Source organism: Streptomyces sp. SID14478 (genome assembly GCF_010548525.1).
GTDB lineage: Bacteria > Actinomycetota > Actinomycetes > Streptomycetales > Streptomycetaceae > Streptomyces.
The window spans coordinates 1-24495 of sequence record NZ_JAAGMG010000839.1 but is presented as its reverse complement, the minus strand read 5'-3'; the positions used below and the strand labels follow the sequence as shown (position 1 = coordinate 24495).

General features: G+C 70.6%; 19 protein-coding genes, 1 tRNA gene and 1 pseudogene. 9 read left to right on the top strand and 12 right to left on the bottom strand.

Annotated elements, in window-relative coordinates; translation table 11 throughout:
- The 3 genes from G3I40_RS27325 to G3I40_RS27315 all read left to right on the top strand — a co-directional run.
- Positions 1 to 482 (top strand): TetR/AcrR family transcriptional regulator (locus G3I40_RS27325; protein WP_164304913.1); only part of this gene is annotated, 482 nt, incomplete at its 5' end.
- Positions 483 to 527: 45 nt separating this feature from the next.
- On the top strand, positions 528 to 935 hold the full coding sequence (locus G3I40_RS27320; RefSeq protein WP_164304911.1) for a YciI family protein: 408 nt from the start codon (positions 528 to 530) through the stop codon (positions 933 to 935).
- A gap of 8 nt (positions 936 to 943) precedes the next feature.
- Positions 944 to 2095, top strand: a complete 1152-nt coding sequence (locus tag G3I40_RS27315; protein ID WP_164304920.1) for a DUF6596 domain-containing protein — start codon at positions 944 to 946, stop codon at positions 2093 to 2095.
- 23 nt (positions 2096 to 2118) lie between these two features.
- Here the strand turns inward: G3I40_RS27315 and G3I40_RS27310 are convergent, their stop codons facing one another.
- A complete protein-coding gene (locus G3I40_RS27310) occupies positions 2119 to 3846 on the bottom strand; it encodes an ABC transporter ATP-binding protein (RefSeq protein ID WP_239091964.1) in 1728 nt (575 codons plus the stop codon).
- A 253-nt stretch (positions 3847 to 4099) separates the two neighbouring features.
- Positions 4100 to 4187 (bottom strand) — tRNA-Leu (locus tag G3I40_RS27305).
- Positions 4188 to 4306: 119 nt separating this feature from the next.
- Here G3I40_RS27305 and G3I40_RS27300 point away from each other — a divergent pair.
- The gene (locus G3I40_RS27300) at positions 4307 to 5632 is read left to right on the top strand and encodes a DUF2254 domain-containing protein (RefSeq protein ID WP_164304909.1); all 1326 of its coding nucleotides are present in this window, start codon (positions 4307 to 4309) and stop codon (positions 5630 to 5632) included.
- Between the two features lie 40 nt (positions 5633 to 5672).
- On the opposite strand, the gene G3I40_RS27295 is transcribed toward G3I40_RS27300, so the two are convergent.
- From G3I40_RS27295 to sucC, 3 genes are all read right to left on the bottom strand, one after another.
- On the bottom strand, positions 5673 to 7226 hold the full coding sequence (locus G3I40_RS27295) for an aldehyde dehydrogenase family protein (protein ID WP_164304907.1): 1554 nt from the start codon (positions 7224 to 7226) through the stop codon (positions 5673 to 5675).
- Positions 7227 to 7368: 142 nt separating this feature from the next.
- Positions 7369 to 8253, bottom strand: a complete 885-nt coding sequence (sucD, locus tag G3I40_RS27290) for a succinate--CoA ligase subunit alpha (protein WP_164304905.1) — start codon at positions 8251 to 8253, stop codon at positions 7369 to 7371.
- 11 nt (positions 8254 to 8264) lie between these two features.
- On the bottom strand, positions 8265 to 9404 hold the full coding sequence (sucC, locus tag G3I40_RS27285) for an ADP-forming succinate--CoA ligase subunit beta (protein ID WP_164304903.1): 1140 nt from the start codon (positions 9402 to 9404) through the stop codon (positions 8265 to 8267).
- A 189-nt stretch (positions 9405 to 9593) separates the two neighbouring features.
- Between sucC and G3I40_RS27280 the strand changes: the two genes are divergently transcribed.
- The 5 genes from G3I40_RS27280 to G3I40_RS27260 all read left to right on the top strand — a co-directional run bounded on the left by G3I40_RS27280 (position 9594) and on the right by G3I40_RS27260 (position 17610).
- Entirely contained in the window at positions 9594 to 11288 is a 1695-nt protein-coding gene (locus G3I40_RS27280; protein WP_164304901.1) for a thiamine pyrophosphate-binding protein, read from the top strand.
- A 24-nt stretch (positions 11289 to 11312) separates the two neighbouring features.
- The gene (frc, locus tag G3I40_RS27275; protein WP_164304917.1) at positions 11313 to 12551 is read left to right on the top strand and encodes a formyl-CoA transferase; all 1239 of its coding nucleotides are present in this window, start codon (positions 11313 to 11315) and stop codon (positions 12549 to 12551) included.
- A 3-nt stretch (positions 12552 to 12554) separates the two neighbouring features.
- Entirely contained in the window at positions 12555 to 14714 is a 2160-nt protein-coding gene (locus G3I40_RS27270) for an acetate--CoA ligase family protein (RefSeq protein ID WP_164304899.1), read from the top strand.
- A gap of 117 nt (positions 14715 to 14831) precedes the next feature.
- Positions 14832 to 16229, top strand: coding sequence for an OFA family MFS transporter (locus tag G3I40_RS27265; RefSeq protein ID WP_164304915.1), 1398 nt, complete (start codon positions 14832 to 14834; stop codon positions 16227 to 16229).
- Between the two features lies 1 nt (position 16230).
- Positions 16231 to 17610 carry an OFA family MFS transporter gene (locus tag G3I40_RS27260; protein WP_164304898.1) on the top strand — a complete coding sequence of 460 codons (1380 nt, stop codon included), beginning with the start codon at positions 16231 to 16233 and terminating at the stop codon, positions 17608 to 17610.
- Between the two features lie 226 nt (positions 17611 to 17836).
- Here the strand turns inward: G3I40_RS27260 and G3I40_RS27255 are convergent, their stop codons facing one another.
- From G3I40_RS27255 to G3I40_RS27225, 7 genes and pseudogenes are all read right to left on the bottom strand, one after another.
- Complete coding sequence (locus tag G3I40_RS27255) at positions 17837 to 19027, bottom strand: sugar phosphate isomerase/epimerase family protein (protein WP_164304896.1); 1191 nt, start codon at positions 19025 to 19027, stop codon at positions 17837 to 17839.
- Between the two features lie 120 nt (positions 19028 to 19147).
- The gene (locus tag G3I40_RS27250) at positions 19148 to 20557 is read right to left on the bottom strand and encodes a nucleotide pyrophosphatase/phosphodiesterase family protein (protein WP_164304894.1); all 1410 of its coding nucleotides are present in this window, start codon (positions 20555 to 20557) and stop codon (positions 19148 to 19150) included.
- On the bottom strand, positions 20554 to 21726 hold the full coding sequence (gene eboE, locus G3I40_RS27245; protein ID WP_164304892.1) for a metabolite traffic protein EboE: 1173 nt from the start codon (positions 21724 to 21726) through the stop codon (positions 20554 to 20556). The genes G3I40_RS27250 and eboE overlap by 4 nt, the downstream gene beginning before the upstream one ends.
- Before the next feature lie 3 nt (positions 21727 to 21729).
- Positions 21730 to 22581, bottom strand: a complete 852-nt coding sequence (locus tag G3I40_RS27240) for a TatD family hydrolase (protein WP_164304890.1) — start codon at positions 22579 to 22581, stop codon at positions 21730 to 21732.
- Positions 22581 to 23210 (bottom strand): EboA domain-containing protein, encoded by a 630-nt coding sequence (locus tag G3I40_RS27235; protein WP_164304888.1) that lies wholly within the window; start codon positions 23208 to 23210, stop codon positions 22581 to 22583. The genes G3I40_RS27240 and G3I40_RS27235 overlap by 1 nt, the downstream gene beginning before the upstream one ends.
- Positions 23207 to 24094 carry a sugar phosphate isomerase/epimerase family protein gene (locus G3I40_RS27230; RefSeq protein WP_164304887.1) on the bottom strand — a complete coding sequence of 296 codons (888 nt, stop codon included), beginning with the start codon at positions 24092 to 24094 and terminating at the stop codon, positions 23207 to 23209. The genes G3I40_RS27235 and G3I40_RS27230 overlap by 4 nt, the downstream gene beginning before the upstream one ends.
- A pseudogene (locus G3I40_RS27225) lies at positions 24091 to 24495 on the bottom strand (prenyltransferase); the annotation flags it as partial. The pseudogene G3I40_RS27225 and the gene G3I40_RS27230, both read right to left, overlap by 4 nt.

The window sequence follows — 24495 nt, the reverse complement described above, 5'->3', positions numbered from 1 at the left end:
CCGCCACGGACGACTCCGCCCCCCTCGAAGCCGTCGCCCGCGAGGCCGGCGTCGGCATCGGCACGCTCTACCGCCACTTCCCCACCCGCGAGGCGCTCGTCGAAGCGGTCTACTCCGCCGAGCTCGACGCGGTCGTCGACAGCGCGCCCGCCCTGCTCGCCGAGCTCCCGCCACAGGCGGCCCTGCGCGCGTGGATGGACCGCTACGGGGCGTTCTTCGCCGCCAAGCGCGGGATGTCCGACACCCTGCGGGCCGGCTGGGCCTCGGGCAGCATCGCGACACCGGCCACCCGCGAGCGCATCACGGCGGCGATCGCGACGGTCCTCGCCGCGGGAGCGGCGGCCGGGACGCTGCGCGCGGACGTCGAAGCCGAGGAGGTCACCCTCATGCTCCTCGGCGTCTTCCTCTCCACGACGGCGGTCAACGCACCGGACAGGACGGGGCGTCTGCTCGACCTGGTCGTCGACGCCCTGCGTCCCTGATATGAACGAGGCCACACGGGTCGCGCCGGCACCGAGGAGAACACCATGGCCAAGTACCTGCTGCTGAAGCACTACCGCGGAGCCCCCGCCTCGGTGAACCCCGCCCCGATGGAGGAGTGGACGCCCGAGGAGATCTCGGCCCACGTGCAGTACATGCGGGACTTCGCGCGACGCCTGGAGCAGACCGGCGAGTTCGTCGGTGAACAGGCCATCGCCCCCGAGGGCACCTGGGTCCGCTACGACGGCGAGGGCCGTCCGCCGGTCACCGACGGCCCCTTCGCCGAGACCAAGGACCTCATCGCCGGCTGGATGGTGATCGACGTCGACAGTCACGAGCGCGCCGTGGAGCTGGCCGGGGAGCTGTCGGCCGCCCCCGGCAAGGACGGCAAGCCGATCCACGAGTGGCTGGAACTGCGCCCCGCCTACGGCGTGCGGCCCACCGTCACGGAGTGAACTCCCCCGTGGACGAGGCCCTGCTGCGCAGCCTCACCCCGAGCGTGCTCGCGATCCTGGTCCGCCGCGGAGCCGACTTCGCGGCGGCCGAGGACGCCGTGCAAGACGCCCTCGTCGAAGCGCTCCGCGCCTGGCCGGCCGACCGGCCGCGCGACCCCAAGGGCTGGCTGATCACCGTGGCCTGGCGCCGCTTCCTCGACGCGACCCGGGCGGACACCGCCCGCCGCCGGCGCGAGGACCGCGTCGACGAGGAACCGGCGCCCGGGCCCGCGCCCGGCGTGGACGACACGCTGCAGCTCTACTTCCTGTGCGCCCACCCGTCGTTGACGCCGTCGTCCGCGGTCGCGCTCACGCTGCGCGCGGTCGGCGGCCTGACCACGCGCCAGATCGCCGAGGCGTACCTGGTGCCCGAGGCGACCATGGCGCAGCGCATCAGCCGCGCCAAGCGCACCGTCTCGGGCGTCCGGTTCGACCGGCCCGGCGACGTCGCGACCGTGCTGCGCGTGCTCTACCTGGTCTTCAACGAGGGCTACTCCGGCGACGTCGACCTCGCCGCCGAGGCCATCCGGCTCACCCGTCAGCTGGCCGCTTCCATCGACCATCCCGAGGTCGCGGGACTGCTCGCCCTCATGCTGCTCCATCACGCCCGGCGCACCGCCCGGACCGCGCCCGACGGGAGCCTGGTGCCGCTCGCCGCACAGGACCGCGGCCGGTGGGACACCGGCCTGATCGCCGAGGGCGTCGCGGTCCTGCAGACGGCCCTCGCCCGCGACCGCCTCGGCGAGTTCCAGGCGCAGGCCGCCATCGCGGCGCTGCACGCCGACGCGCCCCGCGCCGAGGAGACCGACTGGGTGCAGATCGTCGAGTGGTACGACGAGCTCGCGCGCCTGACCGACAGCCCGGTGGTGCGCCTCAACCGGGCGGTGGCCGTCGCCGAGGCCGACGGGCCCCGCGCCGGGCTCGCGGAACTCGCGACGGTGGACGCCTCCCTGCCCCGCCACACCGCGGTCGCGGCCTACCTCCACGAACGCGACGGCGACCTCACCACGGCGGCCCGCCTGTACGCGGAGGCAGCGCTCAAGGCGCCGAACCTCGCCGAGCGCGACCATCTCACGCGCCAGGCCGCACGTCTCAACGGGCAACCGCGCCAAGGGACGTGAGACCGCCGACGACCGGTTTGGGCTCAGCGCAGTCCGACCCCCTCGGCGCTGCCGTCGGCCCCGTCCATGGTCTCGTCGAGGAATCCGCCCGACTGGTGGGCCCACAGCTTCGCGTACGCGCCCTGTGCGGCGAGCAGTTCCTCGTGCCTGCCCTGCTCGACGATGCGCCCGTGGTCGAGGACGACGAGCCGGTCCATGGTGGCGACGGTGCTGAGCCGGTGCGCGACCACCAATGCTGTCCGCCCCTCCATGAGCCGCCACAGCGCTTCCTGTACGAGCAGTTCGCTCTCGGAATCGAGGGCGCTCGTCGCCTCGTCCAGGAGCAGGACCGGCGCGTCGCGCAGGATCGCGCGGGCGAGGGCGACGCGTTGGCGCTGCCCGCCGGACAGCTTGATGCCGCGCTCGCCGACCAGGGTGTCGAAGCCCTCGGGGAGTCCGTCGGCGAACTCCGTGACGTGTGCCGCCTCCGCGGCCCGGCGGATGTCCGCCTCGCAGGCGTCCGGCCGGGCGAAGGCGATGTTGTCGCGCAGGGAGCGGTGGAACATCGCCGGGTCCTGGGGCACGTACGCGATCAGGCCCCGCAGATCGGTCTGGCGCAGCCGGCTGATGTCCTGGCCGCCGATCAGGATGCGCCCGCCGTCGATGTCGGACATCCGCAGCAGGAGCCGGGTGAGGGTGGTCTTGCCGCCGCCGGACCGCCCGACGAGGCCGATCCTGGTGCCGCTGGGCACGTCCAGGTCGAGGCCGCGGAACAGCGGCTGCGCTCCCGCGTGTGTGAAGTGCACGCGCTCGAAGCGCACGTCCGCAGGTGCGGCGACCAGCGCCTCGGGGGCCGCCGGGTCGAGCACGGTCGGCGGCTTCAGGAGCAGCTCGGTGAACTGCGCGGCCTCCGTCATCGCCCGCTCCAGACGGCGGTAGATCTGGTTGAACTCGAACATGATCCGCGTGGCGTTCGAGTAGTACGTGAAGGCGACGACGACCGCCTCCACCCCGTGGGAGTCGCCGCCGAGCGTGACGGCGAGCAGCAGGCCGATCACGTTCGTCAGCACGGACAGCGGCGCGACCAGGGTGTCGATGCGCAGGTTGCCGTAGTCCCAGGACCGCAGCGTGAGCCTGCGCTGCCGGGCGACGCGGGACCGGTGCTCGGCGGCCTCGCGCTCCTCCGCGGCGAACGCCCGGACGGTGTCGATGTTCATCAGGCTGTCGGCGACGTGACCCGACACGTGGGCGACGGCCTCCTCGCGCTCCCGGACCAGCATCTGCCGGCGCCGGATGAGCGGGAAGACGCACACGCCGGTCATCGTGATCATCGCCAACAGGCCGACGACGAACAGCGGGTCGTACGTCCACAGCACCACCGACCCGAAGACCAGCGGCACGAGACTGCCGAGGACGGAGAAGGTCAGCGTGTCGCAGAACTCCTCGAAGCGGGCGGCGAATCCGATGACCCGCTTGGTCAGCGCACCGGCGAAGTTGTCGTGGAAGAACGCGGTGTCCTTGGCGAACAGCTCGTCCATGCCGGTCGCGTAGAGCCGCTCCATGCCGTGGGCGGCGACCCGGTTCAGACAGTGCATGCCGAGCCGCCACAGCGCCTCGGCGAGCAGCAGCACACCGGCGAAGGCGAGGACGTACGGCAGCGTGGTGGCGAGCCGGAGGGGGCCGGAACCGTCGGCGATGCGGCCGACGAGCTTGGCGACGACGAGCGGCGCGAGGTAGTTGATGCCCACGTTGCCGAGGGCGGGCAGCAGCATCCCGGGCACCGCCAGGCGCCGGTTGCCGGCCAGCTCCCGGCCGTAGTAGCGCAGTGCGAGGAGCACCGACCCCTTGCCGGGCGCTCCCTCGCGTAATACGGGCAATCCCCTCGCCTCCCCCTGTGCACGGTCCGTGTCCGGCCTGGCAGTGTCCCGTGACGGCGGCCCCGGGGTCCAAGCGTTTTCGGCCGGTCTGACTACGGGCGCGCATACAGAAAACCCCAGGTCACGTCTGTGACCTGGGGTTTTCTGATGGTGTCCGAGGGGGGACTTGAACCCCCACGCCCGATAAAGGGCACTAGCACCTCAAGCTAGCGCGTCTGCCATTCCGCCACCCGGACAAGGTGTCTGTCGGTCACGGGGGTGTTCCCCGCGGCGACATGGACAACAATACCAAGGTTTCGGAGTGGCTTTCACCTGCATATCCGACCGCGGTGACCTGGGGCTTTACAGTCTCACCATGAGTGACTCGACAGTGACTGTCGGACGACGGAAGGTGCGGCGACCTCGGGCTTTGTCGCCGCTGCGGGAGCATCTGCGCGACACGTTCTGGTTCGCGCCGACCGGGGCCATGGTCGTGGTCTGCGTGGTGTGGCTCGCCACCTCCTGGCTCGACGAGGCGATCGTCGGCGCGCTCCAGGACGGCGGGGAGTACGACGCGGTCAAGGAGCTGATGGGCTTCACGGAAGACGCGAAGACCATCGTCACCACCGTCAGCTCGGCGATGATGACCTTCATCGGTGTCGTGTTCAGCATCTCGCTGGTGGCCGTGCAGATGGCCGGCGGACAGTTCAGCCCGCGGGTCGTACGGCTCTTCGTGCGGAGCCGGATCACCAAGCTCACGTTCGCCGTCTTCCTGGCCACGTTCCTGCTGTCCCTGCTGGTGCTCACCTCGTACGACAGCGAGCAGGACCCTCAGGTGGTGACCACCGTGCCGTTCCTGCAGGCCTTCCTCACCTTGGGGATGGTGGCGCTGAGTCTGCTGCTGTTCGTGATGTACGTGAACTCGACGCTGCGGATGATGCGGGTGAGCCATGTCATCGACCGGGTGACCTGGGAGGCGTTCCGCGTGGTGGCCCGGATGCCGTCCGGGGAGGCGGGTGACGCGGAGCTCGGGCCGGTCGGTGTGCAGGTGGCGTACGCGGGGCGGGCCGGGGTGCTGCGGGACGTGAACATCGCGCGGCTCGTCCGGATCGCGCGCCACCACGGGATCGTGCTGCGGCTCATCCCGCGGATCGGCGACTTCGTGGTGCCGGGGACGCCGGTGTTCGCGGTGCACGGCGGAGCCGCGCCGTCCCGGCGGGCGCTGCGGTACTGCGTGTCCGTGGGCGTGGAGCGTTCCTTCCACCAGGACCTGGGCTTCGGGCTGCGGGTGCTGGCCGACATCGGGCTGCGGGCGCTGTCCCCGGCGGTGAACGACCCGACGACCGCGGTGCAGGCCATCGACCGGATCGTGCAGTTCCTGGCGGCCGTGGGCACGGGGCCGCTGGACACCCTGCGGTACACGGACCGCGGCGGCGCCGTGCGGCTGGTGCAGCCCGTGCCGGGCTGGGGCGAGCTGGTCGATCTCGGGTTCTCCGAGATCCGGGGGTGCGCCGCAGGGGAGCCGCAGGTCACGCGGCGGCTGTTCGCCGGGTTCGACGATCTGCTGTCGCTGGCGCCGGAGGAGCGGCGCGAGCCCTTGCTGCGGCATCGGGAGCTGCTCGCGCAGGGGGTGGAGCGGTCGGTGCCGGATGCCGCCGACCGGGCCTTCGCGCTCCGGCCCGACCGGCAGGGCATCGGCTGACCTCTGCCGCGACGGCGACAGCGACTGCGGCTGCGACGGGTCAGGGCATCAGGTGGTAGTCGGGGAAGTTGCCCGGCAGGCGCTCCCCCGCCGGTCCTTCGGTGACGGCACGGATCAGCAGGTCGCCGCCGACGAACGCACCGCGCCAGGACGCCCCGAACCCGCCGAACAGTTCCGCGCGGTCGCCGCGCGAACGCGGCGTGCCGTGGCCGACCTTGAACGCGCGGATCTGCGGGGCCAGACGTGCGTACGTCTCCTCGTCGTCGGTGGAGAGGGTGGCCACCAGGGCGCCGTTCGACGCGTTCATGGCGGCGAGCAGTTCCGCCTCCGTGTCGACCAGGACGATCGTGTCGACCGGGCCGAAGGGTTCGGCGTGGTGCAGCGGGGAGGACGGGGGCGGGCCGAGGAGCGCGACCGGGTGGACGTACGCGCTGGTGTCCTGGCCGGGCAGGAAGCGCGCCGGGTCCGGCTGGGCGCGGTGCAGCGGAACGGCTCCGCGGTTGATCGCGTCGGCGACCTGGTCGGTCAGTTCCTTGGCCTTCGCGGCGTTGATGAGGGGGCCGAAGTCCAGCTCCGGGTAGGGGTCCTCGGGTGCGGCGACCGCGAGCGGGTGGCCGACGCGCAGGGTGCGCACGGCGGGCAGGTACGCGGCGAGGAACGCGTCGAACGCGTCGCGCTGCACGACGAAGCGCGGGTAGGCGGTGCAGCGCTGCTTGCCGTAGTCGAACAGCTTGGGGATCACGGCGGTCAGGCCGTCCCAGTCCGAGTGGTTCCAGATGCCCCAGGTGTTGAGTCCCTCCTGTTCGAGGATGTGCCGCTTGCCGAGGTCGGCGACGTCCGTGGCGACGGCGGCGCCGGTGTCGCGGCCGCCGACGAACGACACGCAGCCGATCTCCGGCGCCCGCACCAGCGCCTGGGAGAGCTGTCCGCCGCTGCCGCTGACGAGCGTGACGGGGATGCCCTCGCGGGCGGCGAGGGCGCAGGCCAGCGTGAGACAGGAGACGCCGCCGTCGGTCGGGGTCTTGGCGATGACCGCGTTCCCTGCCAGTGCCTGGACCAGCATGGTGTGAACGAGCACGCTCATCGGGTAGTTCCAGCTCGCGATGTTCGACACCGGGCCGGGCAGGGGGGTGCGCTCGCCGAGCATGTCGTCGATGCCGTCGACGTACCAGCGCACGCCGTCGATGGCCCGGTCCACGTCGGCCTGTGCGAGGCGCCAGGGCTTGCCGATCTCCCAGACGAGGAGCAGGGCGAGCAGTTCGCGGTGCCGGGTGAGGGCGTCGAGGGTGGCGGCGACGCGGGCGCGCCGCTCGGCGAGGGGGACATGGCGCCAGGCGCGGTGCTGGTCGAGGGAGGCGCGGACGGCCCGGTGGGCGGTGTCGGCGTCGAGGCGGGGCGGGCCCGCGATGGGGCTGCCGTCGACGGGGGTGGTGGCGGGCAGGGCGCGGCCGTCGGCCTGCCAGGTGCCGTTCCACAGGTTCAGGACGCGGTCGTCGCGGAACGCCTCGGGAGCGACGGCGAGGCAGCGCTGCCAGGCGTCGTCCCAGGAGGTGCCGGCCTTGAGGGTCATGGGCGTGCTGAGGGTGGTTGCCATTTCTTCGGTCTCCGCTCACGGTGCACGGTCGGGGCGGGGCATGTGTCATGGCTGTGCGTGCTGCGGACGGGAGGTGCCCGGTGAGCACCTCCCGTATGCCAGGGACCTCACGAAGGGGGCCGGTTGACGCGTAGGAGACGCGTCACTGCCCGCTCGCCAGCCGCTCGAGAACGAGCCGTGCGGTCTCCGTCGGCGTCGATCCGACGCGAACGCCGACCGCTTCCAGGGCCGTCTTCTTCGCCTGCGCGGTGCCGGTCGAACCGGAGACGATGGCGCCCGCGTGGCCCATGGTCTTGCCCTCGGGCGCGGTGAATCCGGCGATGTAGGCGACGACGGGCTTGGTGACGTGGTCGCGGACGTACGCTGCCGCACGCTCCTCCGCGTCGCCGCCGATCTCCCCGATGAGGACGACCAGTTCGGTCTCCGGGTCGCGCTCGAAGGCCGCGAGGCAGTCGATGTGGGTGGTGCCGATGACGGGGTCGCCGCCGATGCCGACGCAGGTGGAGAACCCGATGTCGCGCAATTCGTACATGAGTTGGTAGGTGAGCGTGCCGGACTTGGAGACGAGCCCGATGCGGCCCGGTTTGGTGATGTCGGCGGGGATGATGCCGGCGTTCGACTGGCCGGGGGTGATCAGGCCGGGGCAGTTGGGGCCGATGACGCGGGTGCCCTTGTCCCGGGCGTGGGCGTGGAAGGCGACGGCGTCGTGCACCGGGATGCCCTCCGTGATGACGACGGCGAGCGGGATGCCCGCGTCGGCCGCCTCGATCACGGCGGTCCTCGCGAAGGCGGGCGGCACGAAGACGACGGTGACGTCGGCCCCGGTGCGCGCGATGCCTTCTCGTACGCTGCCGAAGACGGGGACGGCCCGTTCGTCGAAGTCGACGGTGCGGCCGGCCTTGCGGGGGTTGACGCCGCCGACCACGTTCGTGCCCGCGGCGATCATGCGGCGGGTGTGCTTCATGCCCTCGGCGCCGGTCATGCCCTGGACGAGGACCTTGCTCTCCTTGGTGAGGTAGATGGCCATGTCCCGGCTCCTTAAAGGGGGTTGGCGGCGAGGGCGAGGTCGGCGGCCTGCCGTGCGGCGCCGTCCATGGTCGTGGCCTGTGCGATCAGCGGATGGGCTCGTGCGTCGAGGACGGCGCGACCCCGCGCGGCGTTGTTGCCGTCCAGCCGGACGACGAGCGGCTTGGTCAGGCGGACGCTGTCGAGGGCCGAGACGATGCCGTCGGCCACGGCGTCGCAGGCGGTGATGCCGCCGAAGACGTTGACGAGGACGGACTTCACGGCGGGGTCGGACAGGATGACGTTCAGGCCGTCGGCCATGGTCCGGGCGGAGGCGCCGCCGCCGATGTCGAGGAAGTTGGCGGGGCGTGCGCCGCAGCCCGCGACGACGTCGAGGGTCGACATGACGAGGCCCGCGCCGTTGCCGATGATGCCGACCTCGCCGTCCAGCTTCACGTAGTTGAGACCCTTGGCGGCCGCCTCCGCCTCCAGCGGGTCGTCGTGCGCGACCTCCTGCGTGCCCCAGCGTTCGCGCCGGAAGCGGGCGTTGTCGTCGAGGGTCACCTTCCCGTCGAGCGCGAGGATCTGCCCTCCCGCCGTGCGCACCAGGGGGTTCACCTCGACGAGCACGGCGTCCTCGCGGGTGAGCACTCCCCACAGGCGGACGAGGACGTCGACGGTCTGCGGGGGCAGCCCGGCCGCCTGCGCGATCTGGGCGGCCTTGGCGCTGGTGACACCCTCGGCCGGGTCGACGGGGATGCGGGCGACGGCCTCGGGCCGGGTGGCGGCGACCTCCTCGATCTCCATGCCGCCCTCGGCGGAGGCGATGGCGAGGAAGGTGCCGGCCGCGCGGTCGAGTACGTAGGAGACGTAGAACTCGCTGTCGATGTCGACGGGTTGGGCCAGCATGACCCGGTGGACGGTGTGGCCCTTGATGTCCATGCCGAGGATCTGACGTGCCGTGATCTCGGCGGCGGCCGGGTCCGCGGCGAGTTTGACGCCGCCCGCCTTGCCGCGGCCGCCGGTCTTCACCTGTGCCTTGACGACGACGCGGCCGCCGAGCCTGCGTGCGCTCTCGCGGGCGTCCTTGGCCGAGTCGGCGACCTCGGCCCGTGGCACCAAGATGCCGTGTTCCGCGAAGAGTTCCCTTGCCTGGTGCTCGAACAGGTCCATTCCGGCTCCTGACTTGAAAGTGCCGCACGCCCCCTGGACACCACCCATCGGATGCGGGATAACAAGGTTCATACAGTATTCGTCGACTGTATGCAATGTACGAGCGACGCACGAGAGCCATGCCGGAGCCGTGCCTGCCACGTCCCCGACCTGCTCTTTCAATCCCCTACGAAGGGACGGGACTTCGCCATGCCCCAGTCCGATGCGGACACCGGCCAGGACCAGATCTCGGGTGGACACCTGGTCGCCAAAGCACTCAAGGCAGAGGGTGTGGAGGTCATCTACACCCTCTGCGGCGGCCACATCATCGACATCTACGACGGCTGCGTCGACGAAGGCATCGAAGTCGTCGACGTACGCCACGAACAGGTCGCCGCGCACGCCGCCGACGGCTACGCGCGCATCACCGGCAAGCCGGGCTGCGCCGTCGTGACGGCCGGGCCCGGCACCACCGACGCCGTCACCGGCGTGGCCAACGCCTTCCGCGCCGAGTCACCCATGCTGCTCATCGGCGGCCAAGGCGCCCACACGCAGCACAAGATGGGGTCGCTGCAGGACCTGCCGCACGTCGACATGATGACGCCGATCACCAAGTTCGCGGCGACGGTGCCGGACACCGCGCGCGCGGCCGACATGGTTTCCATGGCGTTCCGCGAGTGCTACCACGGCGCCCCGGGGCCCTCGTTCCTGGAGATCCCGCGCGATGTCCTCGACGCCAAGGTGGCGGTGGACAAGGCGCGGGTGCCGCAGGCCGGGCAGTACCGGGCCTCCACGCGGTCGGCCGGCGACCCCGAGTCGGTGGAGAAGCTCGCCGACCTCCTGGTGCACGCCGAGAAGCCGGCGATCCTGCTGGGCAGCCAGGTGTGGACGACCCGCGGCACCGCGTCGGCCATCGAGCTGGTGCGCACCCTGAACGTGCCCGCCTACATGAACGGCGCCGGCCGCGGCACCCTGCCGCCCGGCGACCCGCACCACTTCCAGCTGTCGCGCCGCTACGCGTTCTCCAACGCCGACCTGATCATCATCGTCGGCACCCCGTTCGACTTCCGCATGGGCTACGGGAAGCGGCTGTCGCAGGACGCGACCGTGGTGCAGATCGACCTCGACTACCGCACCGTCGGCAAGAACCGCGACATCGACCTCGGCATCGTCGGCGACGCGGGACTGGTCCTGCAGCAGGTCACCGAGGCGGCCTCCGGGCGCATCAACGGAGGCGCCGCCAAGCGCAAGGAGTGGCTCGACGAGCTGCGCGCCGCGGAACAGACGGCCATCGACAAGCGGCTGCCGAACCTGCGCTCCGACGCCTCCCCCATCCACCCGTACCGGCTCGTCAGCGAGATCAACGACTTCCTCACCGAGGACTCGATCTACATCGGCGACGGCGGCGACATCGTCACCTTCTCCGGTCAGGTCGTCCAGCCCAAGGCGCCCGGCCACTGGATGGACCCGGGGCCGCTCGGCACCCTCGGCGTCGGCATCCCCTTCGTCCTCGCCGCCAAGCAGGCCCGACCCGACAAGGAGGTCGTCGCCCTGTTCGGCGACGGTGCGTTCTCCCTGACCGGCTGGGACTTCGAGACGCTCGTGCGCTACGACCTGCCGTTCGTCGGGATCGTCGGCAACAACTCCTCGATGAACCAGATCCGCTACGGCCAGAAGGCCAAGTACGGGGACGCGCGCGAACGCGTCGGCAACACGCTCGGCGACGTCCACTACGACAAGTTCGCCCAGATGCTGGGCGGTTACGGCGAGGAGGTGCGCGACCCCGCCGACATCGCCCCGGCGCTGCGCCGCGCCCGCGAGTCCGGCAAGCCGTCCCTGATCAACGTATGGGTCGATCCGGACGCCTACGCGCCCGGAACCATGAACCAGACCATGTACAAGTAGTGAGGTGCCGCAGACATGACGGACATGACTGTCGCGACCAAGGCTCTCGAAGGCATCCGCGTCCTGGACATGACCCACGTCCAGTCGGGTCCCTCCGCCACCCAACTCCTCGCGTGGCTCGGCGCGGACGTCGTCAAGCTGGAGGCGCCCTCCGGTGACATCACGCGCAAGCAGCTGCGGGACATCCCCGACGTCGACTCCCTGTACTTCACGATGCTCAACTGCAACAAGCGGAGCATCACCCTCAACACCAAGTCGGAGCGCGGCAAGGAGATCCTCACCGAGCTGATCCGCCGCTCCGACGTGATGGTCGAGAACTTCGGACCGGGCGCGGTCGACCGGATGGGCTTCACCTGGGACCGCATCCAGGAGATCAACCCGCGGATCGTGTACGCCTCCATCAAGGGCTTCGGCGAGGGCCCGTACACGAACTTCAAGGCGTACGAGGTCGTCGCCCAGGCCATGGGCGGCTCGATGTCGACGACCGGCTTCGAGGACGGGCCGCCGCTCGCCACCGGGGCACAGATAGGCGACTCCGGCACGGGCATCCACGCCGTCGCCGGCATCCTGGCGGCCCTCTTCCAGAGGGAGAGCACGGGGCGCGGGCAGCGCGTGAACGTCGCCATGCAGCACGCGGTGCTCAATCTGTGCCGGGTCAAGCTGCGCGACCAACAGCGCCTCGCCCACGGCCCGCTGGCCGAGTACCCGAACGACGACTTCGGCGACGAGGTGCCGCGCTCCGGGAACGCCTCGGGCGGCGGACAGCCGGGATGGGCCGTGAAGTGCGCACCCGGCGGACCCAACGACTACGTGTACGTCATCGTGCAACCGGTCGGCTGGAGCCCGCTCACCCGGCTCATCGGGCGGCCCGAGCTCGCCGACGACCCCGAGTGGGCGGCCCCGGAGTCCCGGCTCCCCAAGCTCAACAAGATGTTCCAGCTGATCGAGGAGTGGTCCGCCACGCTCCCCAAGTGGGAGGTGCTGGAGCAGCTCAACGCCCACAACATCCCGTGCGGTCCGATCCTGTCCACCAAGGAGATCATCGAGGACTCCTCCCTGGTCGCCAACGAGATGGTCGTCGAGGTGGCGCACCCGCAGCGCGGCTCGTTCACGACCGTCGGCTCCCCCCTCAAGCTCTCCGACTCCCCCGTCGACGTCACCAGTTCGCCGCTGCTCGGCGAACACAACGAAGAAGTCTTCGTCGGTGAACTCGGCCTCGGTGACGAGGAATTGAGCCTGCTCAAGTCGAACGGAGTGATCTGAGTGATGGCCGAGGACCGGACGCTCACGGTACGGGCGCTGCTCGACGCCGTACGGGCCGAGGGACGCACGGCGCTGACCGCACCGGAGGGCAAGGTGATCGCCGACGCGTACGGGATCGCCGTCCCCGGCGAGGACCTGGCGACCGATGTCGACGAGGCGGTGGCGGCCGCGGCGCGCTTCGGCAAGCCCGTGGTGCTGAAGATCGTCTCCCCCGACATCCTGCACAAGACCGACGCCGGCGGAGTCGTCGTCGGGGTCGAGGGCGCGGCCGACGTACGGGCCGCGTTCCACCGGATCATCGAGAACGCGCGCGCGTACGCGCCGGACGCCCGCATCGAGGGCATTCAGGTGCAGGAGCTGCTGCCCACGGGAGCGGACACCCAGGAAGTCATCGTCGGGGCGGTCACCGACCCGACGTTCGGCAAGGTCGTCGCCTTCGGACTGGGCGGCGTGCTGGTGGAGGTGCTCAAGGACGTCACCTTCCGGCTGGCCCCCGTGGACGCCGACGAAGCGCTCGGGATGCTGGACTCCATCGGTGCGGCGGAGGTACTGCGCGGGGTGCGCGGCGCACGGGGCGTGGACCGGTGGGCGCTGGCCGAGCAGATCCGGCGCGTCTCCCGGCTGGTCACCGACTTCCCGGAGATCGCCGAGGTCGACCTCAACCCGGTCATCGCCACACCTGAGGGCGCGGTGGCCGCGGACATCCGGGTGATCCTCGCCGAGGGCGCCGAGAAGCCGCGGCGTACGTACACGCGCGAGCAGATCCTGACCACGATGCGGCGCCTCATGGAGCCGCGCTCGGTCGCGGTGATCGGCGCCTCCAACGAGCAGGGCAAGATCGGCAACTCGGTCATGCGCAACCTCATCGACGGCGGCTTCTCCGGGGAGATCCATCCGGTGAACCCCAAGGCCGATGACATTCTGGGCCGCAAGGCGTACAAGAGTGTCACGGACGTCCCCGGTGAGGTGGATGTGGCGGTCTTCGCGATCCCCGCCAAGTTCGTGGCAGCGGCCTTGGAGGAGGTGGGACGCAAGGGGATCCCGAACGCGGTGCTCATCCCGTCCGGCTTCGCGGAGACCGGCGAACAGGCCCTCCAGGACGAGATCGTGGCCATCGGCGAACGCCACGGCGTGCGGCTGCTCGGCCCGAACATCTACGGCTACTACTCGACGTGGCAGGACCTGTGTGCCACGTTCTGCACGCCGTACGACGTGAAGGGCGGCGTGGCGCTGACCTCGCAGTCCGGCGGCATCGGGATGGCCATCCTCGGCTTCGCGCGGACCACGAAGACGGGCGTCTCGGCGATCGTCGGACTCGGCAACAAGTCCGACCTGGACGAGGACGACCTGCTGACCTGGTTCGGCGAGGATCCCCACACCAAGTGCATCGCCATGCACCTGGAGGACCTCAAGGACGGACGCGCCTTCGTGGAGGCCGCGCGCGCGACGGTGCCGAAGAAGCCCGTCGTCGTCCTGAAGGCGGGACGGACGGCCGCGGGCGCCAAGGCGGCGGGCTCGCACACGGGCGCGCTGGCCGGGGACGACGCCGTGTACGACGACATCCTCAAGCAGGCCGGTGTCATCCGGGCCCCCGGCCTCAACGACATGCTGGAATACGCGCGGGCGCTGCCCGTGCTGCCCACCCCGCAGGGCGACAACGTCGTGATCATCACGGGTGCCGGCGGCTCCGGTGTGCTGCTGTCGGACGCGGTGACGGACAACGGGCTCCAACTGATGGAGATTCCGGCCGACTTGGATGCCGCCTTCCGAACGTTCATCCCGCCCTTCGGGGCCGCGGGCAACCCCGTGGACATCACGGGCGGCGAACCGCCGTCGACGTACGAGGCGACGATCCGGCTCGGCCTGGAGGACCCCCGCATTCATGCGCTCGTGCTCGGCTACTGGCACACCATCGTCACCCCTCCCATGGTCTTTGCGGAAGTAACGGCCCGCGTGGTGCAGGAGTTCCGGGACCGCGGGATCGAGAAGCCCGTGGTCGCCTCGCTGGCCGGGGACGTCGAGGTCGAGGAGGCCTGCCAGTACCTCTTCGAGCGCGGCGTGGTCGCGTACCCGTACACGACGGAGAAGCCGGTGGCAGTGCTGGGCGCCAAGTACCGGTGGGCCCGCGCCGCGGGGTTGTTGGGGGGGCGGTCGATGAGGTGACCGAGGCAGGGTCCGGCCGGCGGTGTGCGCCGGCCGGACCCGGGACCCGCGCGCACACGAAAGCAATGTGGACAGGGGGCGCTGGCCAGATCTTTCGATGCAAGGGGTGCGACCTACATGACGACCACCGACCGATCCTCACCCGGCCCTTACCGGGAGGTCAGGGACGAGAACGGACGCAAGTACCGCATCGGTGAGACCGATCGCGACATCATGGGCCGGCCGCGATGGACCATGGTGCTGTTCCCCTGGATGGGGATGCTCGGCATCAGCTCCTCGGAGTACGCGTTCACCTCCGCCGAGGACACGTTGCACGACGCCCACTTGTGGGACAGCGGGCACATCTTCTGGCTGATGGGGGTCTGGATCTTCTTCCAGGCGGCCGTCGCCTTCCCCGCGGGGCAGTTGCGCGAGAGCGGAAGGCTGCCGGCCCGGGCCGCGATGCTGCTGGGCGCTTGCGGCACCCTTCTCGGCTATCTGTCGCTGGCCTACGCGCCGCATGTCACCGTCGCCTACCTGGGCTTCGGCGTGTTCAGCGGCATCGGTGCCGGGCTGGTCTACGCGACCAGCGTGAACATGGTCGGCAAGTGGTATCCCGAGCGCAAGGGCGGCAAGACCGGTCTCGTCAACGGCGGTTTCGCCTATGGCTCCGTGCCCTTCGTGTTCCTGTTCACGTCCTACATGGACCTCTCGAACTACCAGGGTGTGTTCGTCCTCGTCGGCGTGGTCTGCTGCGCCGTCGTGGCCGTGGCGGGGTGGTTCTTCAAGGACCCGCCGAAGAACTGGTGGCCCGCGCACGTCGACCCGCTCAAGGTGGCCGACGATCCGCGCGTCCAACGCGCCCTGAAGAAGAATCCGCCGGCGGTGCACCAGTACACGCCGCGCGAGGCGGCACGTCAGCCGGTGCTGTGGATGATGTGGTTCTGCCTCCTGTGCACGGCCGGCATCAATATCTACGGCATCGCCATGCAGGTGCCGTTCGGCAAGGAAATGGGATTCGCGGGCGGCATCGTGGCCACCGCCATGTCGCTCAAGGCAATCGTGAACGGTTCCGGCCGCGGCGTCATCGGCTGGATCTCGGACCGCACGGGACGACGCAACACCTTGATCATCGTCTGCCTCGTCCTCGGGGTCGCCCAGTTCGGCGTGTATTTCTCCGGAAACATGGGTTCGATGCCCTTCTTCCTCTTCTGCTCGATGGTTTCCGGATTCGGCGGCGGAGCAATCTTCCCACTGTTCGCCGCCATGACCGCGGACTACTTCGGTGAGAACAACAACGCCTCCAACTACGGCATGGTCTACAGCTCGAAGCTGATTTCCGGACTGGTGGGCGCGGGCGGCGGAAACTTCCTCGTCAACGCCTGGGGATACGGAGGCGCCTTCGCCTTCGCCGGTTCGATCGGCCTCGGCTCTGCCGTGCTCGCGTTCTTCCTCAAGTCCCCCGGCAAGCCCAGGCCGCAACGGCTGCGCCGGATCGTTCCCAACCCGCAACCGCTCGGTGAGGAGATGGCTTGATATGACGGCGGAGCCCATCGCCGCAGGCAGTGCGACATCAGCCACCGGCACGAAGTATCGAGAGATCACTGACGAGAACGGCCGGGTCTACCGCATCGGTGAGACCGACCGCGACATCCTCGGCCATTCCCGTAAGTTCATGGTGTATTTGCCATGGGTCGCGATGATGGCCATCAGCGTCTTCGAGTACGCATACGGTTCCGCGGAGGACACGCTTTCCTCCGCCCACGGCTGGACCCAGTCCAACACCTTCTGGATCCTGAGCATCTGGGTCTTCTTCCAGGCAGGCATCGCGTTCCCCGCCGGCTGGCTGCGGGAGAAAGGCATCATGACCGCACGGCGAGCCATGTACGTGGGCTCGTTCATGTGCCTGTTCGGCTTTCTCGCGCTGTCCCACCTCAGCAACGTGTGGCTGGCGATCCTCGGATTCGGCGTCATCGGCGGTCTGGGCTCCGGCCTCGTCTACTCGACCTGTATCAACATGGTCGGGAAGTGGTTCCCGGAGCGGAAAGGCGGAAAGACAGGTTTCGTCAACGGCGGCTTCGCCTACGGGTCGCTGCCCTTCATCTTCATCTTCAACTACGCCTTCGACACGGGTAATTACCATCGCGTGCTCGACCTGATCGGGGCGTACATCCTCGTCGTCGTGCTGGCCTGTTCGTTCTTCTTCAAGGACCCGCCGAAGAACTGGTGGCCGGCCGACGTCGACCCGCTCAGCAAGTCGGGCAAGAGTGCGGACAGCCTCGCCAAGAACCCGCCCGCGGTACGCCAGTTCACCCCGAAGGAAGCCATCAGGACCGGGATGCTGCCGCTGATGTGGCTGAGCCTGGTGCTGACGGCCGGGGTGTCCATCTTCGGCATCTCCTTCCAGGTGGACTTCGCGAAGGAAGTGGGCTTCGGACCGCTGGTCGCCGCGACGTCCATGGGTGTCATGGCCGTCATCAACGGCGTCGGGCGAGCCGTGGTCGGCTGGCTGTCCGACATCTGGGGCCGCAAACTGAGCCTGGTGTTCGTGATCGTCGTCCTGGGGCTCGCCCAGTTCGGCGTGATCTGGGCGGGGGACATCCACAGTGAGTGGCTGTTCCTGGTCTTCGCGTTCCTGTCGGGCTTCGGCGGCGGCGCGTTCTACCCGATGTTCGCGGCGCTGACCCCGGACTACTTCGGGGAGAACTACAACGCCACCAACTACGGGCTGGTCTACAGCGGCAAGCTCATCAGCGGCCTCTTCGGGGGCGGGCTCGGCTCGATGGTGGTCTCCGCGTGGGGCTACAACGGGGCGTACGCGCTGGCCGGTGGGATATCGATGGTGGCGGCAGCGGTCGCGCTGCTGCTGCGCCAGCCCGGCCGCGAGCAGGCGGACAAGATCGCGGCCGCCACGTAGGCCGCGCGGGCAGCATGCACGAGTGGGGCCCGCCATGTGGCGGGCCCCACTCGTGCTCACGGGACCGCGGGCGTGCTCACGGGCCCCACTCGTGCTCACGGAACGCGGGCGGCGAGCGCGGGCCGGGCGGGACGGCATGCCCGCCGGTCACCGCCATGGCGCGCTCCCTTGCCGGGGGCACCGAAAGGCCCGGCCGTCGCGGCCGGGCCTTTCGCAGTGCGAGGGATCAGCGGCGCTTGCGCAGCGCCGCCAGGTTGTCGTAGCCGATCTTCGCGAACTTCAGGGACTGGCCGAGGTCCGTGGTGCTGGGCGCGTTGTCCTGCTCGACCATGGGGTTGTGGTAGTTCTTCTCGCCGACCCGGGTGAAGAAGGTCCGGTAGTCGATGACGCCTTCGCCGAAGGCCACCATGTCGTAGCCCTCGCCGCTGGTCTCGTTGCGCGTGCCGTCCTTGGCGTGGAACAGCGGGTAGCGCTTGTTGTTGCGGGACACGAGCCCGGCCGGGTCGAAGACCTTCTCCCGCGTGGAGCCGTCGTGCGCGGTGTACGTGTGGAACTTGTACTGCGCGACGTGCGCCCAGTAGATGTCCATCTCCAGCCAGACCGTCCTCGGGTCGGTGCCCTTGAGGAAGTACTCCAGCTTGCGGATGCCGGAGCTGCGGGTGGGGTTGCCCTGCGCGTCGAGCGGGCCGCCGTCGAGCAGGAAGCCGTACGCCGCGTCGTGGTTGTGGGTGTAGAGCTTCAGGCCGGCCTTGTGGGCGAGGTCGCCGAGGGCGTTCCACTTGTCGGCGGCGACGTCCCAGTCGGCCTTGTACGAGCTGTTGGTGGGGTCGCCACCGGTGCCCATGTGGGACATGCCGAGGATGTTGGCGATCTCCAGGTGCTTCTTGAACGTGTCGATGTCGGCCTGACTGAGCGGCCACGACGACGGGATGAAGCCGTGGTTGCCCTGGGCGCGCAGGCCGTACTCGTCGAGCCAGGAGCGCAGCAGCTTGGCACCCGCCACGGACTCGAGGTCGGCGCCGCCGGGCGCGTTGGCGTGCTGGCCGTAGCCGGCGAACTCGACCTGCTTGTAGCCGTAGCGGGCCAGCTCCTTGAACACCTCGCGGAAGCCGGACGGCAGATCGCTGGCCAGCGGGTCACGGCCGGTCGCGTCGCGCACGGTGTAGAGGATGATGCCGCGCTTGTTCGCGGGCACGAGTTCGCTGCCCCGGCCGTGGCCCCCGTGGCCATGGTCGTGTCCGTGTCCGTGACCGCCGCCGCCCGTCTGCGACTGGGCGAAGGACGGTGCGGCGCCGAACACGGGCGCGGCGATCGCGCCCGCGGCGACGGCGGTGCAGGTGCTGAGGAAACGGCGGCGATTGATGCCGAGGCGGTGTCTGAGGGCGTCGTCGGCGGGGGTGTCGCGGAAGTCGGTCACGGGTGCCTCTCTCGACTTGTATCGACGTGCGGGACGGATGCCACTGGCGCGTTGTCAGTGACGTGTGCTTCACTCTCTGTAATCGATCCTGATCGGGCGGGCGTCAGGCCGAGCTGTGTCTCAGCTCGGTCCGGCCAGTCCGGCCAGTCCGGCCAGTTCGAGGAGCAGGGATTTCACCGCGGTGGCCGGGACCCGGCCGGGGAGTGCATGGGGGGTGGAGCTGATGATGAGCGGACCGTTGTCGTCGCTCGTGGGCAGGCGGCCGTGGCTGCCGCGAATAGGTGAGGGATCCAGCGGCACGACCGCCATGCGGTAGCGCATGCCGAGCTTCTTGCGGGCGAGTGCGCTCGCGGCCTTGACCTTGACGTAGGGGTCGAGCGGATCCATGAACAGCTCGACCGGGTCGTAGCCGGGTTTGCGGTGTATCTCGACGAGCTGCGCGAAGTCGGGCGCGCGGTCGTCGTCGAGCCAGTAGTAGTACGTGAACCAGGCGTCGGGCTCCGCGATCGCGACGAGTTCGCCGGAGCGCGGGTGATCGAGGTGCTGGTCCTTCTTGCCCTCGTCGTCGAGGAGTTGCTCGATGCCGGGCAGATCGGCGAGGGCCGCGCGGGTGGCCTCCAGATCCTCGGGACGACGCACGTAGACGTGCGCGATCTGGTGGTCGGCGACGGCGAACGCCCGGGAGGTCATCGGGTCGAGGTACTCCATGCCGTCCTGCGTGTGCACTTCGAGGAGGCCGGCGCGGCGCAGGGCCCGGTTGATGTCGACGGGGCGGTCGGCGCGGGTGATCCCGTACTCGGACAGGGCGACGACGGTGCGGCCTTCGGCCTTGGCGTCGTCGAGGAGCGGGGCGAGCGCCGTGTCGAGGTCGGCGGCCGCCTTGAGGGAGCGGGGGTCGTCGGGGCCGAAGCGCTGCAGGTCGTAGTCGAGGTGAGGGAGGTAGCACAGGGTCAGGTCGGGGTGCCGGGTCGCCATGACGTGGCGGGTGGCGTCGATGATCCACTGGCTGGAGACGAGGTCGGCGCCCGGGCCCCAGAAGTGGAAGAGGGGGAACGTGCCGAGTTTCTCGGTGAGTTCGTCGTGCAGGGCCGGGGGCCTGGTGTAGCAGTCGGGTTCCTTGCGGCCGTCGGCGTAGTAGACGGGGCGGGGGGTGATGGTGATGTCGGTGTCGGCGCCCATGGCGTACCACCAGCAGATGTTGGCGACCGTGTAGCCGGGGTGGGCGCGGCGGGCGGCGTCCCAGAGTTTGTCGCCTGACACCAGGCCGTTGTGCTGGCGCCACAGCAGGACGTCGCCGAGTTCGCGGAAGTACCAGCCGTTGCCGACGATGCCGTGTTCGGACGGCATGGTGCCGGTCAGGAACGTGGACTGGGCGGCGCAGGTGACGGCGGGCAGGACGGTGCCGAGCGGGGCGCGGGAACCGGACTGGCCGAGCGACTTGAGGTGCGGCATGTGGTCGAGGAGACGGGGGGTCAGGCCGACGACGTCCAGGACGAGGAGCGGGGTCGGCTTCGGTGCGGCGTCCGTCATGGCAGCTCCTTGAGGCCGAGGTCGGTCAACAGGTCGCGGGCGAGGGTGAGTTCGGCGGCGATGCCGTCGGCGAGCTGGGTGCGGGCCCGGGGCCGCAGCTCGGGCGGCAGGGCCTGCCAGGTGTAGGTCTCGACCTCGAGGTGGTGGGTGAGCGGGTGCGCGCCGCCGACGAGGCGGGTCAGCGTGTCCTTGAGGACGGGGAGCGTAGAGGTGAGCGGGGCGGCGGGGGCCGCGTGCAGGGGGACGTGGAAGTGGGCGCGCCACGGGCCGGTGTCCGGCAGGGCGGCGCCGTCGAGGGCGGGGCCCAGGTCGTCGGTGCCGTGCAGTCCGTCGGCGGTGACGGTGCGGGTCTGGTGCAGGAAGCGGGGCTCGTCGAAGGCGGCGAGCGCTTCGCGGACCGCGGGGAGATGGGGGTGTTCGGCATGCAGGGCGGCGGAGAGCTGCGATTTGACGACGGGTACGTGTGCGGCGGCGAGGCCGTCGAGAGCCGTTCCCGGGTCTTCGAAGGAGGTGGCGAGGTGGCAGGTGTCGAGACAGAGCCCGATGCGGTCGGGACGGGCGACGGCGGTGAGCGGGGCGATGGCGTCGGCGGTGGTCTCGACGGTGCAGCCGGGTTCGGGTTCCAGGCCGACGCGGATCGATTTGCCGGTCAGTTCCTCAAGGGCGTCGAGGCGTTCGGCGAGGGTGCTCAGCGCGGCGCCGGCGGTCTGCGCGCGCTCCGCGTCGTACACGGTGCGCCAGGCCAACGGCAGGGTGGAGATGGTGCCCTCGGTGACATCGGCGGGCAGCAGCGCGGCGAGGAGCCGGGCCAGTTCGCCGGTGTGCGCGAGGCGTTCGGGGTCGGCCCAGTCCGGTTTGTAGACGCGGTACTTGACCTCTTCGGCACCGAAGCCTTCATAGGGGAAGCCGTTGAGCGTGACGACTTCGAGGCCCCTGCGGTCGAGTTCGGCGCGCAGACCGCGCAGCGCCGCCGGGTCGGCGGTCAGGGTGCGGGCCGCGTCCTTGGCGAGCCACAGGCCGATGCCGAGGCGGTCGCGGCCGAGGCGTTTGCGGACGGGCTCGCAGTGGTCCCGCAGCTGGGCGAGGACGCCGTCGAGGGTCTCGGCGGGGTGCACGTTCGTGCAGTACGAGAGGTGGACGGTGGCGCCGTCGGGGTGGCGGAAGCGCATGGGTCACGCTCCCCCGCGCAGGATGGAATTGCCCTCGTGGGTGGCGGACCGCGGCGCCGGCACGTCGAGTTGGAGGCGGCCGCTCAGCCCGTAGAAGGCGACGGGGTTGCGCCACAGGACGAGGTCGACGTCGTCCTCGGTGAAGCCGCCGGCGAGCATGGCCTCCGCGACCCTGCGGGTCTTGAGCGGGTCGCTCTTCCCCCAGTCGGCCGCCGAGTTCACGAGGACCTTCTCGGAGCCGTAGGAGCGCAGGATCTCGACCATGCGGTCCTCGTCCATCTTGGTGTCGGGATAGACGGAGAAGCCGAGCCAGCTGCCGGCGTCCTTGGCCTCTTTGACCGTGGTCTCGTTGAGGTGGTCGATCAGCACCTGCTCGACCGGAAGCGCGGACTCCCGGACGACGTCGAGGGTGCGGCGCAGGCCGGCGAGCTTGTCCCGGTGCGGAGTGTGGACGAGGGCGGGCAGTTCGTGGTCGGCGGCGAGCTGCAGTTGCGTGGCCAGCGCGGTGTCCTCGGCCGGGGTCATGGAGTCGTAGCCGATCTCCCCGACGGCGACGACGTTGTCCTTGACGAGGTAGCGCGGCAGGGCGTCCAGGACGGGCGTGCAGCGCGGGTCGTTCGCCTCCTTGGGGTTGAGGGCGAGCGTGCAGTGGTGGGCGATGCCGTACTGGGCGGCGCGGAAGGGCTCCCAGCCCAGGAGGGCGTCGAAGTAGTCGAAGAAGGAGGCGGGCGAGGTGCGGGGCTGGCCCAGCCAGAAGGAGGGCTCGACGAGGGCGCGGACTCCGGCCGCGTACATGGCCTGGTAGTCGTCGGTGGTGCGCGACGTCATGTGGATGTGGGGGTCGAAGATGCGCATCAGGACTCCTCCTTCGCGGGTGCCGTCAGGGTCAGCACGCGGTTCAGGTCCTCGGGGACGGGCCGGCCCGCTGCGGTGCGTTCCTGGGCGAAGTCACCGAGCATGCGGGCGAGTTCGGCGTCCCCGTGGGCGCGCCGCCACAGTCCGGCGACAGCGTCGACGGGGACGCCGGTGAACAGGCACTTCAGGACGGCGTGCCGCCAGTGGTGGGCGGGCAGGTGCGCGGCGGCGTACGGGCCGACGGCTGCGGCGACGAGTCGGGTGTCGTTGGTGCGCAGCGCGTCCTCGACCAGGGGCAGGCCCTCGGGTCCCGGCAGGAGGTGGGGCAGCGCCGCGAGGACGCCACGGCGTTCGGCGGCGGTGCCCTGCGCGTACAGGCGGCTGAGGGTGCCGGTGTCGGCGCGGGCCGCGTGCAGCAGGAGCACGCGAGCGGCGTCGGCCTGGTCCTGGCCTGCGCGGCGGCCGGCCTCGGCGAACCTCACCTCCCATACGGGTGGGGGGCTTTCCTCCCCGGCGCCCGTGTGCGCGGAGGCTTCGGCCAGCGCCTGGTCGAGCCAGGCGCGGGCAGCTCCCGCGAGGACGGTGTCGAGGTGGGCGCGGAGTGCCGCGACGGTGACGGGCGAGGTCATGCGCTGCCTCCTCGTGTTGCTGCTCGGAGGAACTCGATGGACCTGGCGGCCAGGTGGGGTCCCGCGTGGGAGTGGCGGGGCAGTTCGACGACGGTCAGTCCCTGGTAGCCGGTGGCCGCGAGCGCGTCGAGCACCGGCGGGAAGTCGATCTCGCCGTCGCCGAAGGGCAGGTGTTCATGGACACCGCGGCGCATGTCCTCGATCTGGACGTGCCGCAGCCAGGGCGCCGCCGCACGCACGCAGTCGGCGGGCGGGTCCGGTTCCAGGCACTGGCAGTGGCCGATGTCCAGGGTGAGGCCGAGGGCGTCGGGGCTGCCGAGGGCGTGCCGCAACCGGTGGAAGTCGGCGACCGTGGCCAGGAGGTGGCCGGGTTCGGGCTCGATGGCGAGGGGGACGCCCGCGCTGTCGGCGGCCTCGACCACCGTGCCGAGTTCGTCCGCGAGGCGCTTCCAGGCCGTGTCCTCATCGGTGTTCTCGGGGGTGATGCCGCTGAAGCAGTGCACCGCGTGGGCTCCCAGGTCGGCGGCGACCTGGACGGCGCGCAGGAGCAGGTCGATACGGGTGGCGCGGGCGTCCGGGTCGGGGTCGAGGAGGGAGGGGCCGTGTTTGCGGCGCGGGTCGAGGACGTAGCGGGCGCCTGTCTCGACGGTGGCCGTCAGGTGGTGCCGGTCCAGGGTGCGGGCGACCTGGCGGGTGCGGGCAGCGAGGTCCGGGGCCAGCGGGTCCAGGTGCATGTGGTCGAGGGTGAGGCCCACGCCGTCGTAGCCGAGGTCGGCGAGGAGGGCTAGGGCGTCGTCGAGGCGGAGGTCGGTGAGGCCGTTGGTGCCGTAGCCCCAGCGCGGGGCGCTCGCGGGGGCGGGCGGGCTCGGCGGGTGCGGGCTCATGTGACGCTCACCTTCTTCGCGAAGCGCCGGGCGAGGGGGGCGAGGGCGGCCGTGAACAGGGCGGTGCCCGGGGCCCCGGACTTCGCCGCCAGAGCGGCCTGGAGCGGGATCATGGCCCGGATTCCGGCGCCGACCGCGCGCTGGGTCAGGGGTGGGGACGGGTTGAGAGCGGCGTGGAGAAGGGGGCGGGTCGTGGTGACGGCGTACGCGGTGGGACCCGGCAGGCCGAGGGGGGCTGCGGCGCCTCGGCCCGCCGGGAGCTTGAGGAGATGCCTGGTGAGCACTGCCGTGGTGGTCAGCGCCGCCAGCGGGGCCAGCGGTGCGCCGCCGGTCGTCTCGTTGCGGGACACCGTGGTCACCGCCGTGGTGTGGGTGGCCATGGCCACGGCCGCGGGTAGCGC

Coding starts and splice junctions, on each gene's coding strand:
- G3I40_RS27235 (WP_164304888.1), bottom strand. CDS start 23,210: ATGACCTCGCCCGTCACCGTCGCGGCACTCCGCGCCCACCTCGACACC.
- eboE (WP_164304892.1), bottom strand. CDS start 21,726: ATGCGCTTCCGCCACCCCGACGGCGCCACCGTCCACCTCTCGTACTGC.
- G3I40_RS27280 (WP_164304901.1), top strand. CDS start 9,594: ATGCCCCAGTCCGATGCGGACACCGGCCAGGACCAGATCTCGGGTGGA.
- sucC (WP_164304903.1), bottom strand. CDS start 9,404: ATGGACCTGTTCGAGCACCAGGCAAGGGAACTCTTCGCGGAACACGGC.
- sucD (WP_164304905.1), bottom strand. CDS start 8,253: ATGGCCATCTACCTCACCAAGGAGAGCAAGGTCCTCGTCCAGGGCATG.
- G3I40_RS27310 (WP_239091964.1), bottom strand. CDS start 3,846: ATGCTGCTGCCCGCCCTCGGCAACGTGGGCATCAACTACCTCGCGCCG.
- G3I40_RS27230 (WP_164304887.1), bottom strand. CDS start 24,094: ATGAGCCCGCACCCGCCGAGCCCGCCCGCCCCCGCGAGCGCCCCGCGC.
- frc (WP_164304917.1), top strand. CDS start 11,313: ATGACTGTCGCGACCAAGGCTCTCGAAGGCATCCGCGTCCTGGACATG.
- G3I40_RS27240 (WP_164304890.1), bottom strand. CDS start 22,581: ATGCGCATCTTCGACCCCCACATCCACATGACGTCGCGCACCACCGAC.
- G3I40_RS27295 (WP_164304907.1), bottom strand. CDS start 7,226: ATGGCAACCACCCTCAGCACGCCCATGACCCTCAAGGCCGGCACCTCC.
- G3I40_RS27260 (WP_164304898.1), top strand. CDS start 16,231: ATGACGGCGGAGCCCATCGCCGCAGGCAGTGCGACATCAGCCACCGGC.
- G3I40_RS27320 (WP_164304911.1), top strand. CDS start 528: ATGGCCAAGTACCTGCTGCTGAAGCACTACCGCGGAGCCCCCGCCTCG.
- G3I40_RS27270 (WP_164304899.1), top strand. CDS start 12,555: ATGGCCGAGGACCGGACGCTCACGGTACGGGCGCTGCTCGACGCCGTA.
- G3I40_RS27265 (WP_164304915.1), top strand. CDS start 14,832: ATGACGACCACCGACCGATCCTCACCCGGCCCTTACCGGGAGGTCAGG.
- G3I40_RS27300 (WP_164304909.1), top strand. CDS start 4,307: ATGAGTGACTCGACAGTGACTGTCGGACGACGGAAGGTGCGGCGACCT.
- G3I40_RS27250 (WP_164304894.1), bottom strand. CDS start 20,557: ATGACGGACGCCGCACCGAAGCCGACCCCGCTCCTCGTCCTGGACGTC.